Below are 16,638 nucleotides of genomic sequence, written 5' to 3'. Positions count from 1 at the left end.
TGTTTGTCCGCTTCCTGCCCATGATTCCGATGAATGAAATTCGTATGATTCTGCCACAGGCCAAAATCAAGCCCAAAACTACAGCGGGAGCAGGTGACTAAAATGCCCTCACGCGAAGGAACCTACGGCCTGCTGGCCGAATTCGATACTCCCGGTGACCTGGTCCGCGCTGCTCGGCAGGCGCGCGAAGACGGCTGGCGTCGCCTTGATTGCTACACGCCTTACCCGGTTGAAGAGGCGGCGGAGGCTATCGGCTTCCATCGCAACCGCGTCCCGCTCGTCACCCTGATAGGTGGATTGATGGGCCTCGCCGCAATGTTTTCCATGGAGACGTGGATTTCAGTTATCGCTTATCCGATCAACATCGGCGGCCGCCCTCTCTACTCCTGGCCCGCATTCATCGTGCCCGCATATGAGTGGACGATTCTCTGGGCCGGCCTGTCTGCCGCGTTCGGAATGCTCGCCTTGAATGGCCTGCCGCAACTCTACCATCCGCTCTTTAACGCGCCCAACTTTCGCAACGGCGCAACGACCGACAAGTTCTTCCTCTGTCTTGAAGCACTGGACCCGAAGTTCGACCTCGTGGAATCCAAAGAATATTTGAAGGCGTTCGAGCCCGTTTCAGTCGTGGAGGTGGAGTACTGATGCAAGATCAGTTATCAGCTATCAGCTCTCAGCCTTCAGTTTCCGGGGTCACGGAAATGCGGGTGCCCCGGGTCGGGGGTCCCCGCGAACAGGTCTTCGTTCGTGGGGCAGAGGTCTCGATTCTAAGACCTGGGAAAGCACTGACGATCGTGGGTCTCTGCGCTCTTTTCCTCATCGCGGGCTGCCGGCAGGACATGCAGAACCAGCCCAAGATGATTCCTCAGCGCGGCTCCGACTTCTACGCCGATCACCGCGGCGCGCGCCCGCAAGTCGTCAACACCGTGGCCCGCGGCCAACTTCAGGCAGACAGCTACTTTTACACCGGCGTCATTCTAGGCGCGAACGGCTACCGCGAAGAGCAGAACCTGATGCCGTTCCCCGTCACCATGGAAGTGCTCGATCGCGGCCAGGAACGCTTCAACATCTACTGCACTCCCTGCCACTCGCGCGTAGGCAACGGCCTGGGCGAAATCGTGGATCGTGGCTACAAACCTGCCGGGAATCTGCATGACCAGGTACGCAGGGCGCAGCCCATCTCGCACTATTTCTACGTCATGACGCACGGCTATGGCGCGATGCCTGATTACCGGGAGCAGTTGGCACCGGAAGACCGCTGGGCAGTCGCGGCCTATATTCGCGCACTGCAGTTAAGCCAGGCGGCGTCCACGCAGGATGTTCCTTCAGGCGAGCATGTGCAGAACCTGAAAGATCTCGCCACCCAGGAAGGGCATCCAGATTACGCGCAGCCCTGGTCGTTGCCCGCGTCGGCGGTGCAGGCTTATCCGCACACAAACGAAGGAACGCCCGGCATGGCCCCAGGCAATCCGGCTGATCCTCTGATTAAGATTCCCGCAAGCAAACCGGCTCCCGCGGCCGCGAAGTAAGGATTGAGTTCAATGGCTCACGACACACACGGAGCATCGCACGCTAAAGCGCTTCCCGCCGATCTGAGCGCACCCTCGTTCGTCGACGGCTGGCGAGCGCGGTCGCTGGTGATCGCGGCAGTGGCTGCCATCGTTGCCGTGATTCTCGCATTCCTCGGCCAGGCACAGGACCAGCTCGGCTGGGAACACGTCATGCGCGCATGGATCCTCGGACTGTTGCTCACCTTCGGCTGGACAGTTGGAGGCCTCGCGCTTCTCATGGTCCAGTATTGCTCGGGCGGTAAGTGGGGCCTGCTGCTGCGCCGCCCGCTCGAAGCTGCAACCCGTACATTGCCTCTCGTTTTTGCTTACTGGGTCGTCTCCGTATTCTTCATGAAGCAGCTTTTCCTCTGGGCCCGGTTCACAAATCCAGCAGACACCGCGGCGGCCCTGAAGAGCGGTTTGATCAGTGAGATTCAGGCGCACTGCCTCGACTTCAAGCGGCCCATGCTCAACCCCACCACCTATGTGGTGGTGATTCTGCTCTGCTTTGCGATCTGGGCTTTCTATACCTGGCGGCTCAACTCACTTGGCCTGCGTCGTGATCATGAATCGCCCGACACCACGCCCTTCTGGATCAAGAAGCTCGAGAACATCAGCGGCCCGGGCGTCGTCGTCTACTCGCTCACCATGACCGCCGCCGTCATCTACTGGGTCATGTCGATGGACGTTACCTGGTTCTCTTCGGTTTACGGATTGCTTTTCCTCGTCGGCCAGGGATATTCCGTTCTTGCGCTGGGGATCCTGACCTCAATCAGCCTCTCGAAAGCTGAGCCCTTCAAGACGATTCTGCGACAGACCGAACAGCACGACCTCGGCAAATTCACCTTTGCCTTCGTGATGCTGAATATCTATCTCGCCTTCAGCCAGTTCCTCATTATCTGGTCCGGCAACCTGCCTGAAGAGATTGGCTGGTACCTTGACCGCATTCGCGGACACTGGGGCATCATCATCACTCTCGACTTCATCTTCCACTGGCTGATTCCGTTCTCGCTGCTTCTATCGCGCGACATCAAGCGCAATAAGACGCGGCTGATCCGTGTGTGCCAGTGGATGATCTTCGCCAAGGCCTTCGACCTCTTCTGGCTCATCGAGCCAAACTTCAAGGACGCTGCCCGCAACCTGCACTTCAGCTGGGGAATCCTTGAATACATCGCCGTCCCGGTAGCGATGGTTTCAATCTGGGTCGCTTACTTCAGTGCACAATTGAAGGCGCGCGCGTTGGTACAGACCAACGATCCGCACGTTGCTGAAATTCTGGAGCCCGAACATGTCCACGCTTGATCACAACGAATCCGACGAGAACAAGATGCTGGGCTCGCACGGCCCCAGCGAGATTGACGCCTCGACCGGCTACGAGCAGACGGACGTCAAGGTCACTGGCATCGTCGTCTTCCTCACTTCGCTCGCTATCTTCGTCGCGGTTTGCGGCGTTGTTACTTATGGCATGGGCAAGCTCATCAACGCCCACTTGAACAAAGAAGACGGCCCCAACAGCAAGTGGACCAAAACCGCCGAAATCCGGGAATTAGGCAATTTGCCCTCCAGCCCGGAAATGCAAAACAAGATCGCCGAGATCACCAGGTCCTTTCCGACGCCGCGCGTTCAAACCGACGATGGCAACCAGGACGTCGCCGATCTTCACGCCCGCGAAGACCTGCTCCTCGATAACTACACCTGGATCGATCAGTCGCAGGGCAAGGTAAGAATTCCTATCGAGCGTGCGATGCAGATCATCGCGCAAAAAGGTTTGCCCGTAGCGCCGGCCGTACAGCAGGCCCCGCTCCTCGCAGGCGATCAGAAACCAACGATTACGGTGCCGCTCACCAGCGGTTTCGCGCGCACCGGGTATGAACAGGATCAAGCTGCAGCCCAGAAGGCTGAGGAGCAGCAGCATCAGTAGTGAACCGCAGAGGTTGAGAAGCAGTATGAAAAGCAGTAACAGTGCGATGAGTTTCGGGCAACATGGTCGCTTAGTAGCCGCCGCGCTCCTGTGCCTTACTGCGCTGACGCCATCCCTGATGGCGCAGGTATCAAGCTACGGTGACAAGCAGACGGGGCCGTCCAATGACAAGCCGCCCGCGATCCTCAATGGAGTAGGCATCGCGCAGCACCTCAACGAGCAGATCCCGCTCGATCTCACTTTTACTGACGACACCGGCAAACCGGTCCAGCTCGCCAGCTACTTCGGGAAGAAGCCTGCCATTCTCGCGCTCGTTTACTATCAATGCCCCATGCTCTGCTCTGAAGAGCTGAACGGCCTTACCGGGGCGCTGCAGATGGTCGATGAAGTTCCCGGTCGCGACTTCAACATCATCGTCGTCAGTATCGACCCCAGCGAAGGCACTGACCTCGCCGCCGCCAAGAAGCGCAGCTATCTCCATCGCTACGGTCATCCCGAAACCGCAGATGGCTGGCACTTCATGACCGGTACACAGCCCAACATCGATGCACTAACAAAGGCAGTCGGATTCGGCTACGTCAAAATACCCGGGCCCGATGGCAAGCTCACGCAGTTCGCCCATGCCAGCTCCATCCAGCTCGTCACGCCGCAGGGCAAGCTGGCACAGTACTACATGGGCGTCGAGTATTCGCCCAAAGACATTCGCCTCGGGCTGGTCGAAGCCTCGAACAACCACATCGGCTCGCCCGTCGATAACATTCTCACGTACTGCTATCACTACGACCCGCAGACCAATAAGCACTCGCTCATCATTGCGCGCGTCGTGCAAATGGGCGGCGCACTTACTGTGATTCTGCTGGGCGGATTTATGTGGATCATGTTCCGCCGTGATTACCGGCAGGCGCATGACCAGCTTGTTTCAGGAACAAAGGTGAACGGATAACGGAATGCATATCAGTCCAGTACTCTGGCAATTTCTCGTCAAGTGGTTGACGAACTTCCAGCTCTATCCGCCGGAGGCGTCGAAGATCGCGCCCCAGATGGATGCCCTGTACTTCTTCATGGTCCTGGTCAGCATGATCGGATTGACGATCGTCATTCTGCTCGTCACCAGCTTCTCGATCATGTACAGCAAGAAGCGCCATCCCGTAGCCGTGCAGATCGAAGGCTCCACGATGCTCGAAGCTACGTGGACCATCATTCCGCTCGGCCTGTTCCTCATCATGTTTGTCTGGGGCGCGCTCATCTACTTCCGCGTCTACACCCCGCCCGCCAATGCCATGAACATCTATATCGTGGGCAAGCAGTGGATGTGGAAAGCCGAGCATCCCGGCGGCCAGCACGAGATCAATTCGCTTCATGTACCTGTCGGCCGTGCAGTTCAGCTCACCATCATCTCGCAGGACGTCTTCCACAGCTTTTCCATTCCCGCGTTCCGTGTGAAGCGCGAAGCCATCCCAGGCCGCTATACCTCGGTCTGGTTTGAGGCAACCACGCCCGGCACCTATCACCTCTTCTGCACCCAATACTGTGGCACCGATCACTCGCACATGATTGGCGACGTCGTCGTCATGACTCCGGACGACTTCAAGAAATGGCTCGCCGGCTCAACCAGCGGCGCCTCGCTTGCGCAGAACGGCGAACGGCTCTTTGCCAGCCTCAGCTGCGCGGCTTGCCACAATACCCGTCCCGATGCGCGTGGACCGAGTCTCGCGAATGTCTACGGCGCCAAGCTGACTCTCGCGAGCGGTCAGACGACCATCGCCGACGAAGCTTATCTGCGCGATGCGATTCTGAACCCATCGCAGCACGTCACTCAGGGTTTTGCGCCGATCATGCCTACCTATCAAGGCCAGATCAGCGAGGATGGCGTCATCGCGCTGGTCGAATTCATCAAGAACCTCAACTCCGATTACCGCGTTCAGCAGACGACTGCTACAACAACGCTGCTGCCCGAAAGTGAAGGCACGACAACGCCCGCCGGACAAAAGCCCGCCGGGCAGGGGATGGTGAAGAAATGAGTAGTAGCACAATCGTCAGTCTTCCCGATCAGTCAACAGCCCGAATCCCAAGGATGAATTTCATCTCCAAGGAAAAAGGTCTGCTGAGCTGGCTTCTGACCGGCGACCACAAGCGGATTGCTATCCTGTACCTCGTCTCGATTACGTTCTTCTTCTTCATCGGAGGAGCGTTGGCCGGACTCATCCGTCTTGAGTTGCTTACACCCCAGTCTGACCTTATGGCTACCGACACCTATAACAAGGTGTTCACCATGCACGGCATCATCATGATCTTCTTTTTCCTTGTGCCGTCAGTGCCCGCAACCCTGGGAAATTTCTTTATCCCCATGATGATCGGCGCCAAGGATCTCGCCCTGCCTAAAATCAATCTGCTTAGCTGGTATCTCTATCTGGCCGCGGGCGCGCTCGCCCTCTATGCCATGATGAGCGGCGGCGTGGATACGGGCTGGACCTTCACGACACCGCTTTCAACGCATTACCTGAATACCAACGTCATCACCACAGGTATCGCGATCTTCATTGCCGGATTCAGTTCCATCTTTACCGGTCTCAACTTCATCGTCACCATCCACAAGATGCGCTGCCCCGGCATGACGTGGTTCCGCATGCCGCTTTTCGTATGGGCGCATTATGCGGCCAGCATCCTGATGGTGCTTGGCACTCCGGTTCTCGCCATCACCCTCGTGCTTGTAGTCCTCGAGCGGACGGCGGGCATCGGCGTCTTCGACCCAACCAAGGGCGGCGATCCGCTCCTCTTCCAGCATTTGTTCTGGTTCTACTCGCACCCCGCCGTCTACATCATGATTCTGCCCGGGATGGGCGTGATCTCCGAGACTATCTCCACTTTCAGCCGCAAGCGCGTCTTCGGATACACCGCCGTCGCATTCTCCTCGGTCGCCATCGCCGTCTTCGGCTTTTTCGTCTGGGCGCACCACATGTTCATCATGGGCATCTCCAACTACTCGATGCTGGTGTTCTCACTGCTCACCATGCTGGTCGCGGTGCCCTCGGCTATCAAAATCTTCAACTGGGCCTTCACCCTCTACAAGGGCTCCATCACGTTTGAGACGCCGATGCTCTACACCTTCGGTTTTATGGGGCTGTTCACCATTGGCGGACTGACCGGCGTCTTCCTTGGCACATCGGGAACGGACATCCACCTCACCGAGACTTACTTCATCGTGGCCCACTTCCACTTCGTCATGGTCGGCGGCATGTTGATGGCCTTCCTCGCAGGGATTCATTTCTGGTGGCCCAAGATGACGGGACGCATGTATCCGGAGAAGATTTCCCAGCTCGCTGCCATCGTCACCTTCATCGGATTCAACTTCACCTTCTTCCCGCAATTCATCCTTGGCACGCTCGGCATGCCGAGGCGGTACGCGACCTATCCGCCTGAATTCCAGGTGCTGAACGTGTTCTCAACGGCCGGCGCGTCGATCCTCGGCGTGGGTTACCTGCTGCCGCTGCTGTATCTGACCTGGTCGCTCCGCTACGGCGAGATCGCCGGTGACAATCCCTGGCAGGCCACAGGTCTCGAGTGGCAGGTGCAGTCTCCGCCACTCACTGAGAACTTCCCCGCAATCCCGATCATGGACCACGAGGCGTACGACTACGAGTGGCTGGATGCCCAGAAGGAGAAAGAGGTGGCGAGTGTCGGATAGCCAGGTTGTCACCGAAAACCGGGTCGTCGTACACGGCGCCGCGGAAGGTGCTCACCACGAGCATCTGCCCTACCAGCGCCACCACTTTGAAACCTACGCGCAGCAGAGCGACGCCACCAACTTCGCCATGTGGCTCTTCCTGCTGACGGAAGTCATGTTCTTTGGCGGTCTTTTCACTGCTTACCTCATCTTCCGCAACTGGTACTACCCTGCCTTCGTCGAGGCCTCGCACCAGTTACAGATTTTCTGGGGCACCGCCAATACTGCCGTCCTCATCACCTCCAGCTTCACCATGGCCATGGGCGTCTGGTCGGCGGAGATGCGCAAGAAAGGTGCACTTGTTCTCTGCCTGGTGCTGACCTTCCTGCTGGGCCTCGTCTTCCTCGGCATCAAGACCATCGAGTACAAGGAAAAGTACGACAAGCACCACATCCCCGGCTTCCACTACAGCCTGAAGACATTCCTCGATCCCCAATCGGATCCCGAAGTCTACAAGGAGTATCACGATAAGCCGCTGCCCCTCGACATGGCGCGGCACACTGAGATTTACTTTTTCCTCTACTTCGCCATGACCGGCATGCACGCTTTGCACATGATCATCGGTATTGCCCTTCTCGGATTCATGATCTTCAGGGCCCGGGCCGGTGCATACACCACGGGACACGTCACATACGTTGAAAACTTCGGCCTCTACTGGCACTTCGTCGATATCATCTGGATTTATCTGTTCCCGTTGCTTTACCTGATCAGCCGGTACTAGATTTGGACACTGCCGGCAGTCATGCCGCAAGTGAAACAGAATGAATGTGGGCTTTAGCCCCTGAGGACCATATGCAGCAACACGAAGAAGAATCCATCGAAGTCCACGAGAGCCATCACCACATCGTTCCCCCTCGCATATACCTCACCATATTGCTGTCACTTCTCGTGGCCACCGGCCTCACCGTGTGGGCCTCCTACATCGACTTGGGAGAGTGGCACATCACCCAGGGCCTCACGCTGTTCTGGAATCCGGTGGTCGCCCTGGCCATCGCTGCGACCAAGATGATCCTTGTCGTGCTCTTCTTCATGCACGTGAAGTATTCGACCAAGCTCACCAAACTGACCGTCGGCGCCGGCCTGTTTACCTTCGTCATCCTCGTCGGCATGACACTCTCCGACTACTTCACCCGCGCCTGGGGCCGCTGGTAGACACAGCCTCAAGCCAACTTGCAGATCAAAAGCCGCCTTCGGGCGGCCTTCAGATTTTCAGATTCTCAGGAAACGATCGGCCGCCGCGTTGGGGCCATAGATGCTTTACTGACTCTCCTGGGGCACTATCCGCATCTCGGAGCCAAACACGTGATAGGAGTCATACTCCGTATCGTTGATCGCAGTATCCTTCGGCTTTGCCACCTCTATCGGCGAGCAGTCGCTGGTCGCGCCCACGTTGCCCCAACATCCCTGATGCATGATCTGGGTAATCGCCGTGGTGAGGGTAACGCTCTTACGGGGACAGATGTACGTCCTCCCGCCAATCTCTACTGGTTCGTATTCCACCACGGTCTGAGCTTGAAAGATGGGGTCAGAGGGCGACAAATCGGTGATGAGCAACAGGCGATAGACGGCCCCGGTCACAGGATCGATGGCGATCTCACCGTGGAATGGCGGTATGGTTTCAAAGGGACGCAATCCGGTGTTCGGGGTTCCAAAACAACAGTACTTCACGGTGTAGGTGGACTTTTCCTTTGGAATCGCATAACGAAACACCGCCATCGGACCAGTCTCGCGCTGTTCCCAATGGCCCCACTCCACGTTACCGTTCGAAATATCTGTCATCGCGATTCGCAACAACGGCCCAAAAACACCCCAATTTACCATCCCATTCGAAACTCTGGATAAGGTTTTGCCCTGCTTCCCGTTTGCTTCGTCCACCTCCTGACCGTTCCGGTAATAGACGCTATTGCTGAAGCTGTCTATGAGCTGAAAAGGTTGATGTTCCCGGATGATTGGCGCAGAACCTTCAGAAAGTTCCAGGACCTTTAGATCGTGAAAGCGGGTGGTCGTTTTCTCGGCGGAGAAGTCCGGAAGTTTGTGAATTGAGGCGACCAGATACAAAGCGGCCCTGGATAGGATCTGTTTCTGCGCGTCCACATCAGGCGGAGCAGTTGCTGGGATCTCCGCCGGGGGAAGTTGGAGAAAGACCGAAGCGTCCGCCAAAGCCATGAGCGCCAGCCGGGACTTTTCCCCGGGCAGGCTCGCCTGAATCTTTACAAGCCTCGGTGAGCTGAGCCGCTCGTACAACTGGATGCCGCCGAGTTGTTTTGATAAATCCTGATCCCGCTTCCCGTGAGCGTCAGCCAGCAGGTGCTCTAGCTGCTCCACCGTGATCTGTTTGGCAGCACGGACCGGCAAGACGGCAGGAGCAGGAAGAGCCGGCATCTTCGCATCTTCGCTCTCCATCGTTCTTTTTGTTACCGTCGAAACCTGCAAGGGAACCACGGAGTCCAGCGCAATCTCCATCGTCCCGACTTTGAGTGACCCCTGGTCATACACGCCCGTGCGCAGCCAGTAATTACCCTTCGGCACGGCCAGTTCAGAATGAAGCTGCACACCGGTGTTCTGGAAGGTGGCATACGCGTCCGGCTTGATATTCAGTGCGGCCAGATGACTTTCCCGGCTAATCACATTTCCGTAGCGGTCGTACACAACGAGCGAGAGATTCAGCGTGCCTCTATGCACCCCGTCTGGGTTGAGATCCAACTTTAAGTCTTGGACGTCGATGGCGAAGTCAAGCTTGTAGTGCCTCTTGTCTTTCTTATCAGCGGGCTCGTTCTCCCCCTCGGCAGCCGGCACAGTGCGGACCTTATAGAGAATCTGCTGACTTTGTGGCATTCCCAGATCCATATACGGCAGCAGCGGATCGACCGCTCCGGGGTTCTGGGCGACCAGCTTCTGTACCTCTTGGTTCCGTACGCTCATCGCACTGCCCGGGAGGGCCGCATCTATTGCAAAATAGCCCCGTCGATACGAAAGACTGTATTTTCCTCCCGCCACTTTGACATCGATTTTCCGAAAGTTTCCATCCATCTTCACATTGGTCGGCGAGTAGGAAAAAGTATAGAAATGGCTGCAGCTCGATGTGATCTTATCGATGATGTCGGAGAGCCCGTTCATATTCGCGAACGCACGCCCACCCGATTGTTCGGCCAAGAGCTGAGCGTTGAGCTGATCTGTGTTGCGATCCTCGTCCTCGCCGCCAGATCCCCCTGCCACCGGGTTGGCGCCTTCGGCCCCCTTCGGGTTGTTCTCCGCCGTGAACACGGCGAAATTCGATGTCCCGCGCGCATCAACGGGATAGATCGCCGCCCGTGCAGTTGCAAGCATCGAGAGCGTCTTCTCAATTTCATAATCGATATCCGGATTGCCCGTTTTCCCTCCGAGCAAGAAGGCGCCTGGAATCTTTTCCGCAATCCAGATGATGTTCTTCCGTCCCGGAAACCCTTGGAGGAAAGCCGCCAGCCGTTGCAGGTTTGCGAGCGTGCGAAACATTCGATCGACAGAACGTGAGGTATCGTTCTCATCGATGAACTGTTGCAGCGAGGCAATCATCTCGGGCGGTGCCGCGGTGGCGCCGTGGCCTCCTTCCGGCGCGCTCATCATCCCGCTCAGTCTCTGCTGTGCATTCGTCTCGTCTTGCCCCTTCAACATTACCGAGGTTTCCACCTCGTTGTTCTTTTTGTCGTTGAGCGCCGCCGCCAGCACCGCCAGATCGTCATTGAATCCCTGGATAAAGTGCAGTCCAAGTCCCATCGTGAAGATAGCCGAGCGCGTGCCCGGCTTTGCACTCCCCAGAAACTTCATCACTTGGCCGTGCACATTGCTCTGGCTCTCCATGCGCGTGTTCAGCGAGTCGAGCAGCAGCACATTTACCGCCGGCGGCGGCGGAAACGGCGAGAAATTCGTAAACACGTCAGCCGGCAGCTTGGGCATCTCCCTCTGCTGAGCGGGCTGGGACGTGCCATTCTCTTCGAAGAACGAGATCGTCTGCGGCTTGCTCTGTTCCGTCACGGTGAAGGCGTCCTTGGTGAGTCCGGTGACAGGCTTGCCCGAGGAATCGATCACAATCACATCCACCAGGACGGCCCGGCTGTTCATTCGCAGCGTGGATACGGGAGTGTTCGCATCCGGCGTCGCAGTTTGCGCAGGCAGAGGCACGGCAAGACCTATCAGGCTAATGAAGCAAACGAGCGTGCGAGACATAGGTAAAGATCCTTCTAAAGGTACGGAAACCACATCGGTTCCTTTTGCTACTTCGTCGAAACCTGCAACGGAACCACGGAGCTTAGTGCAACTTCCATGGTCCCGACTTTGCGCGATCTCTTGTCATACACGCCGGTGCGTAACCAGAAGTTGCCGTTGGGGACAACCAGTTCAGAATGGAGTTGCACGCCGGTGTTCTGGAAGGTCGCATACACGTCCGGTTTGATGTTCAGTTCGGCCACGTGATCTTCGTGGCTGATGACGTTTCCATAGCGGTCGTAGACAATCAGCGAAACATTCAACGTGCCCTTGTGCAGCCCATTCGCGCCGAGATCCAGCTTCAGGTCGTTTAAGTCGATGGCGAAGTCAAGGGTGTAGTGGTTCTTGTCCTTCTTTTCGATTGGTTCATTCTCTCTTGCCGCGGATGGCACGATGCGGACCTTGTAGAGAATCTGCTCACTCTGCGGCATGCCCAGATCCATGAACGGCAGCAGCGGATCGACTGCTTCGGGGCTTTGGGCGGCAAGCTTCTGCGCCTTCTTGTTCCTGACCGCGCCGGGCGGGTCCGTATCCACGGCAAAGTAGCCTCGACGGTAAGAGAGGCTATATTTCCCTCCTGCAACCTTGACATCGATCTTGCGCCAACCTCCGTCCATCTTTGCGTTTGTTGGCACGTAAGAGAGAGTATAAAAATGGCTGCTGTTCGATGTGACCTTATCGACGACGCCGGAGAGGTCGTTCGTATTTACGAATGCCCGCCCCCCCGATTGCTCCGCGAGGATCTGTTCATCGATCTGATCACTGTTGCGTTCCCGGTGCTCCCCGCCGGTTCCGACTTCGGGCGTCTTCGGGTTGTTTTCGGCTGTATATAGACCAGCAGTCGAATTACCGCGAGCATCCACGGGATAGATTGCCGCTCGCGCCGCACCCAGCATCGCGAGTGTCTTCCTGATCTCATCATCGACAATCGGATTGCTTATAACTTGGCCATTCTCGACCACAAAACCTCCGGGCACCTTCTCTGCGAACCAGATAATGTTCTTCCGCCCCGGAAACCTCAGGAGAAAAGCCGCCAGGCGCTGCAGGTTGGCAAGGGTGCGAAGCTCGCGATCGACTGTACTCGCCCCATCGTTTTCCGCGACGAATTGAGGGTCGATGATGGCCATGGCATTCTTCTCGGCCTGCGACTTCAACATAACCGCGGGCTCCACCTCGATGTTTTTCTTGTTGTTAAGCGTCGCAGCCAACACCGCCGGATCGTCGTTGAACCCTTGAATAAAGTGCAGCGCTAAACCCATCGTGAAGATCGCCGTTCGCGTCCCCGGCTTCGCGCCCTTCAGGAACTTCATGGCCTCCTTGTGCGCCACGCTCTGATCCTCCATGCGCGTGTTCAGCGAGTCGAGCAACAGCACGTTCACCGCCGGAGGCTGCGGATACGGCGAGAAATTCGTAAACACATCGGGGGGCAGTTTGGGCATCTCCACAGGCTGAGGGGGTCGCGCAGTGCCATTCTCCTCAAAAAACGAGATCGTCTGCGGCTTGCCCTGTTCCGTCACGGTAAAGGCATCCTTCGGAAGTCCAGTAACGGGCTTGCCTGAGGAATCGGTGACGATCACATCCACCAATACGGCCCGACTCTCAACGTGGATCACTGTCTGCGAACGGCTTGGGTCGGGTTCATTACTCTGACCAAAGAGTGAAAGCACCGTAGAGAAACTGACTAGAACCACCGTGACGATCGAATACCTATTCATGATGGGTTCTCCAGAACAGTTGAACAGAGGAGACAGACTGGACTTGCATAGCTTACTTTCCAGCAAGGGTTCCACATCCCCAGGGATTCATTGAGTGCCGTAGGCACCCGCCCCGCGATCGCTACTCGGTAAACTTCAAGTTGGCCGGATGCGTCGGCAACGTATGCGCTTGAGGCGACGTAATCGGAACCTCATTTCCGACGACTTCAAAGCTGACATCGTTCATCCAGACCTCGCCGGAACCCGAAAGAAGGATTCCGAAGAAAATGCCCGTTGCATCTACCGGTACATCGAGAACCACTTCGCATTGCTTCCATGGCTGTGTTCCCTTGATGGCACGATTCTGCATGTTGTCGAACGCGAGCATGCTCTGGTCCTTATCGACCCTCATCCACATTCCTGCCGAGCCTTCGACATCCTGCGACCTCACCCACGCACGCAAACGAACCCGCTTGCCCAAGTAATCGGAGGCGCTGATCTGCTGCATGAGAGTGCCGAACCCATCGGTCACCGGCACGGCTGATTTAAGATATGCGCTTGGCTGACCATTCTGGATCATCGTTTTGTCCACGCTTGTTCGGTAGTTTGCTGGTTTGCTGCCAGCCAGGAACCAACCAGTTGGAGCGTTGCTCGTTTGGTTTACAGATTGCGCGTGGGCAGGTTTCAATCCAAGGGTGGCGCTCAATATGCATGTCCCAAACAAAAGGCAGGAACCGAGTGCAAGTGAAATGAAAGTGCGGAGGCGAGAGTGCTTCGATCTGTTTTCGAGTAAGTTCATGATCCGTTTCTCCAGAACCTCTCCCTCGAATATTCCGAGGGCGCAATCATGTTGAGGGACAACGGCAGCAGAGAGCATTTTCTCTGTCAGTCGCAGAAGGCTGCGAGCATATAATTTGCGCCCCGACATCGCATCTGCAGCCATGTCGTCGCAGGCCAATTCCCGAGTCTCTTGTATTCTGCGTCGTATCCAGTGGAATGCAGGATGGTAGAAGATCAAAACGCCTAACAACTCAATGAAGATGTTGCACAGGAAGTCCTTCCGACGGACGTGCGCCAATTCGTGACAGAACACGGCTGCCATGTCGTTCGCCTGCTCGTCATGCAGTTCCTTGGGCAGAAGCACGATGGGAATGGGCCAACTGACTGTCGCTGGGCCACCGAGCTTACTCGATGACATCAACTTGATCCGAGTGATTTTGAATAAGCTGACGCACGATTCCCATGTCTCCTGAGAATCCCTGGCCAGACTCGTCTCCTCTGCCGAATGCACTAAGGTTTGCGTCTTTCTGAGGCCCCATGCCAACCGCGACAGTGCGAACAGCACTGAACCCAGGTAGAGGAGCAACGCTCCCGCCGAAATCAAGCCGGAAAGATCAACTGCGCTTTGCGGTGTGTGCGTGGGACCGTCAAATTGTTCTCCGGAGAAGGACAGGTTCAGACTCTTTTTGCCTTCCGCCGTCTGCGGTGCGACAGCCATTTGCCCCTGAATCGGTCTTGAGGTGAACGAGAGACGGGGCATCTGCAGAAGCGACAGTGCAGGCACGGTGAGCGCAAGGACCAGACAACCCAGCCAGACGCGGTGGATGGTCTTTCCCGGTGCACGTCCAAGGAGTCTGACTATGATTTCAGTGGCCAAAACCATGAGCGGAAGTTGCCAGAGCGCATTGATCGCGTATGCCACGGCGAGCCTACTTGCGGTCTCCATCCGAGTCTCCTTCTGCACTTGCTACCAACTCAACCAGCGCGGCCAATTTGGCTGAATCAATCTGCTTAGTGCGAACCATGTTCATGACGAGACTTTCCACGGAACCGTCGAACATGCGATTCAACAAATCGCGGACAGCGCTTCCCATGGCTACGTCCCGGCTATGTAAGGGTCGATACTCAAATGCCCTGCCTACGAGAGACCGTGCGACATGACCTTTGCGTTGCATAACATTGAGCATGGTCTGAACGGTCGTGTAGGCGAGATCATCACCCAGTCGCTCCTGTACCAGTTGAACGGGCGAGGGCCCAGCATCCCACAGGATTTGCATGATCCTGAGTTCTAAAGGAGTGAGTTGTTTTTTGGGTTTGCGCCCTTGCACCATTGCCAGCTCCTAACGCATTAGGACTATATGCCGGTTAACGGTGCAATGCCTTGTGTTCGCCGTCACAGTTAAATGTGTCGTCTCGAGCAGTCAATCAGGATCAGGAATCGCAGCCGTCGGTATATGGATGGACACGGTGACGTTTAGTTCAACTAATCGGCGTTCGGTGTTTTGAGAGGTGGGTGGCCCACTCGGACCCTTCACAGGTCTTCACCATGAGAGCGCTGGAATCGCGTAAAGGACGTTGTGCCAATTGTCACAACTCACTATGTGCTCCCGATGTAGGATTGGATTACCGAGAAGACCATGCACAAAGCTCTGTTCGGATACGCCCTGCTTATTCCATTGGCATCCGCGATTTCGGCTCAACAGACTTCTCAACCAGCTCAATCGGTTTCAGAGCCGAATAAGCCAACAATAGTGCTTCCTTACTATTCAGCGGAGCTTCCGCCGTATGTCGATGGGCTGCCAAAATGTGCGCCGGTAGATGATAGGATTCACCCGCTACCTGACGGGGTCTACCGCATTGGCCATGGAGTATCGTCGCCGAAACCAATCAAAACTCCCGAAGCCAAATTCTCCGACGAAGCCCTAGACATGATGAAAGAACAGCATCTGAGCCACTTTGAAGCAGTGAGCCTCATGATGATTACCGTCGACGCCGAAGGCAAAACAAAGGACCTCTGTCTGATTCGACCCGCTGGATACGGCCTGGACGGACAAGCGGCTCGTGCCGTCGAAACGTATCGCTTCCATCCCGCTAAGATGAATGACAAACCTGTCTCGGTGCGAATGGTCGTCCAAGTAGATTTCAAGCATTGACGGTTCCAAATGCTTGTCAGCTCCGCTAACTACTAGCTCCCGAACCACGCTACCCCGGCGTCGGCCAGCGGAGCATTTTCCCATAGCTCGGCAGTTCGCACCTCGAATTTCGTGCCGGTTTGTCCTGTTCAGTCACGCTGAAAGCGTCCTTGGGAAGACCCGTGACGGCCTTGCCTTGAGGAATCCACAGAACCATCCTGGATCGCAGATTTTCACGAAATCAAAGTCTCGCACCAGTTTGTTCGGCTCACACGACGAACTCGGGCCCGCGCCTTTGAATCGTCGAGAATGGAAGAACGGCAGCCCGGTCTATGCCAATGACAGAGCACATCAACAATCTCGAAGCGCTCACGAAACTCGCCGACAACCCGCGCATTATGGTCCGTCGCGACGGTTCGCCCAGGCCCGACGCCAAGTGCGTTGTCTATTGGATGCAGCGCGCCATCCGCGTCCACGAGAATCCCGCGCTCGACGTCGCCATCGACGTAGCCAATCTGCTTGCGCTTCCAGTCGTCATCTTCTTCTCAGTCATTCCCAATTATCCAAACGCCAATCTTCGCCACTACCACTTTAT

The 16,638-nt window shown here is 56.5% G+C and carries 14 protein-coding genes and 1 pseudogene; 11 read left to right on the top strand and 4 right to left on the bottom strand.

Annotated elements, in window-relative coordinates:
• Positions 1-102: 102 nt before the first annotated feature.
• The 9 genes from WA354_RS16725 (at position 103) to WA354_RS16685 (ending at position 8,347) form a co-directional block, all read left to right on the top strand.
• Positions 103-645, top strand: a complete 543-nt coding sequence (locus tag WA354_RS16725) for a DUF3341 domain-containing protein (RefSeq protein ID WP_472814162.1) — start codon at positions 103-105, stop codon at positions 643-645.
• 149 nt (positions 646-794) lie between these two features.
• On the top strand, positions 795-1,529 hold the full coding sequence (locus WA354_RS16720; protein ID WP_472814161.1) for a c-type cytochrome: 735 nt from the start codon (positions 795-797) through the stop codon (positions 1,527-1,529).
• A gap of 12 nt (positions 1,530-1,541) precedes the next feature.
• Positions 1,542-2,852, top strand: coding sequence for a hypothetical protein (locus WA354_RS16715; RefSeq protein ID WP_472814160.1), 1,311 nt, complete (start codon positions 1,542-1,544; stop codon positions 2,850-2,852).
• Positions 2,839-3,471: a hypothetical protein gene (locus tag WA354_RS16710; protein WP_472814159.1), complete on the top strand. Its 633-nt coding sequence runs from the start codon at positions 2,839-2,841 to the stop codon at positions 3,469-3,471. Before WA354_RS16715 ends, WA354_RS16710 begins: the two co-directional genes overlap by 14 nt.
• Positions 3,472-3,496: 25 nt before the next feature.
• On the top strand, positions 3,497-4,414 hold the full coding sequence (locus tag WA354_RS16705) for an SCO family protein (protein ID WP_472814158.1): 918 nt from the start codon (positions 3,497-3,499) through the stop codon (positions 4,412-4,414).
• A gap of 4 nt (positions 4,415-4,418) precedes the next feature.
• Complete coding sequence (gene coxB / locus WA354_RS16700) at positions 4,419-5,492, top strand: cytochrome c oxidase subunit II (RefSeq protein WP_472814157.1); 1,074 nt, start codon at positions 4,419-4,421, stop codon at positions 5,490-5,492.
• Positions 5,489-7,156: a cytochrome c oxidase subunit I gene (locus WA354_RS16695; protein ID WP_472814156.1), complete on the top strand. Its 1,668-nt coding sequence runs from the start codon at positions 5,489-5,491 to the stop codon at positions 7,154-7,156. Before coxB ends, WA354_RS16695 begins: the two co-directional genes overlap by 4 nt.
• Positions 7,146-7,916, top strand: a complete 771-nt coding sequence (locus WA354_RS16690; RefSeq protein WP_472814155.1) for a cytochrome c oxidase subunit 3 family protein — start codon at positions 7,146-7,148, stop codon at positions 7,914-7,916. Before WA354_RS16695 ends, WA354_RS16690 begins: the two co-directional genes overlap by 11 nt.
• Positions 7,917-7,987: 71 nt before the next feature.
• Positions 7,988-8,347: a cytochrome C oxidase subunit IV family protein gene (locus WA354_RS16685; protein ID WP_472814154.1), complete on the top strand. Its 360-nt coding sequence runs from the start codon at positions 7,988-7,990 to the stop codon at positions 8,345-8,347.
• 105 nt (positions 8,348-8,452) lie between these two features.
• Here WA354_RS16685 and WA354_RS16680 read toward each other — a convergent pair whose 3' ends face one another.
• The 4 genes from WA354_RS16680 to WA354_RS16665 form a co-directional block, all read right to left on the bottom strand.
• Positions 8,453-11,398, bottom strand: a complete 2,946-nt coding sequence (locus WA354_RS16680) for a VWA domain-containing protein (protein ID WP_472814153.1) — start codon at positions 11,396-11,398, stop codon at positions 8,453-8,455.
• A 47-nt stretch (positions 11,399-11,445) separates the two neighbouring features.
• Entirely contained in the window at positions 11,446-13,152 is a 1,707-nt protein-coding gene (locus WA354_RS16675) for a VWA domain-containing protein (RefSeq protein WP_472814152.1), read from the bottom strand.
• 121 nt (positions 13,153-13,273) lie between these two features.
• Entirely contained in the window at positions 13,274-14,857 is a 1,584-nt protein-coding gene (locus WA354_RS16670) for a M56 family metallopeptidase (RefSeq protein WP_472814151.1), read from the bottom strand.
• Entirely contained in the window at positions 14,841-15,242 is a 402-nt protein-coding gene (locus WA354_RS16665; protein WP_472814150.1) for a BlaI/MecI/CopY family transcriptional regulator, read from the bottom strand. Before WA354_RS16665 ends, WA354_RS16670 begins: the two co-directional genes overlap by 17 nt.
• Positions 15,243-15,548: 306 nt before the next feature.
• On the opposite strand from WA354_RS16665, the gene WA354_RS16660 reads away from it, so the two are divergent.
• Positions 15,549-16,064 (top strand): energy transducer TonB, encoded by a 516-nt coding sequence (locus WA354_RS16660; protein ID WP_472814149.1) that lies wholly within the window; start codon positions 15,549-15,551, stop codon positions 16,062-16,064.
• A 311-nt stretch (positions 16,065-16,375) separates the two neighbouring features.
• Positions 16,376-16,638 (top strand): annotated as a pseudogene (locus WA354_RS16655) (hypothetical protein); the annotation flags it as partial.

This window comes from Occallatibacter sp. (assembly GCF_049802275.1).
Taxonomy (GTDB): domain Bacteria; phylum Acidobacteriota; class Terriglobia; order Terriglobales; family Acidobacteriaceae; genus Telmatobacter.
This window is presented reverse-complemented; position numbering and strand designations above follow the sequence as displayed.

What these genes read in the sequence shown, in the direction of transcription:
- WA354_RS16725 (WP_472814162.1), top strand. Translation starts at nt 103, where the DNA reads ATGCCCTCACGCGAAGGAACCTACGGCCTGCTGGCCGAATTCGATACT.
- WA354_RS16715 (WP_472814160.1), top strand. Translation starts at nt 1,542, where the DNA reads ATGGCTCACGACACACACGGAGCATCGCACGCTAAAGCGCTTCCCGCC.
- WA354_RS16710 (WP_472814159.1), top strand. Translation starts at nt 2,839, where the DNA reads ATGTCCACGCTTGATCACAACGAATCCGACGAGAACAAGATGCTGGGC.
- WA354_RS16705 (WP_472814158.1), top strand. Translation starts at nt 3,497, where the DNA reads ATGAAAAGCAGTAACAGTGCGATGAGTTTCGGGCAACATGGTCGCTTA.
- coxB (WP_472814157.1), top strand. Translation starts at nt 4,419, where the DNA reads ATGCATATCAGTCCAGTACTCTGGCAATTTCTCGTCAAGTGGTTGACG.
- WA354_RS16695 (WP_472814156.1), top strand. Translation starts at nt 5,489, where the DNA reads ATGAGTAGTAGCACAATCGTCAGTCTTCCCGATCAGTCAACAGCCCGA.
- WA354_RS16685 (WP_472814154.1), top strand. Translation starts at nt 7,988, where the DNA reads ATGCAGCAACACGAAGAAGAATCCATCGAAGTCCACGAGAGCCATCAC.
- WA354_RS16680 (WP_472814153.1), bottom strand. Translation starts at nt 11,398, where the DNA reads ATGTCTCGCACGCTCGTTTGCTTCATTAGCCTGATAGGTCTTGCCGTG.
- WA354_RS16675 (WP_472814152.1), bottom strand. Translation starts at nt 13,152, where the DNA reads ATGAATAGGTATTCGATCGTCACGGTGGTTCTAGTCAGTTTCTCTACG.
- WA354_RS16670 (WP_472814151.1), bottom strand. Translation starts at nt 14,857, where the DNA reads ATGGAGACCGCAAGTAGGCTCGCCGTGGCATACGCGATCAATGCGCTC.
- WA354_RS16665 (WP_472814150.1), bottom strand. Translation starts at nt 15,242, where the DNA reads ATGGTGCAAGGGCGCAAACCCAAAAAACAACTCACTCCTTTAGAACTC.
- WA354_RS16660 (WP_472814149.1), top strand. Translation starts at nt 15,549, where the DNA reads ATGCACAAAGCTCTGTTCGGATACGCCCTGCTTATTCCATTGGCATCC.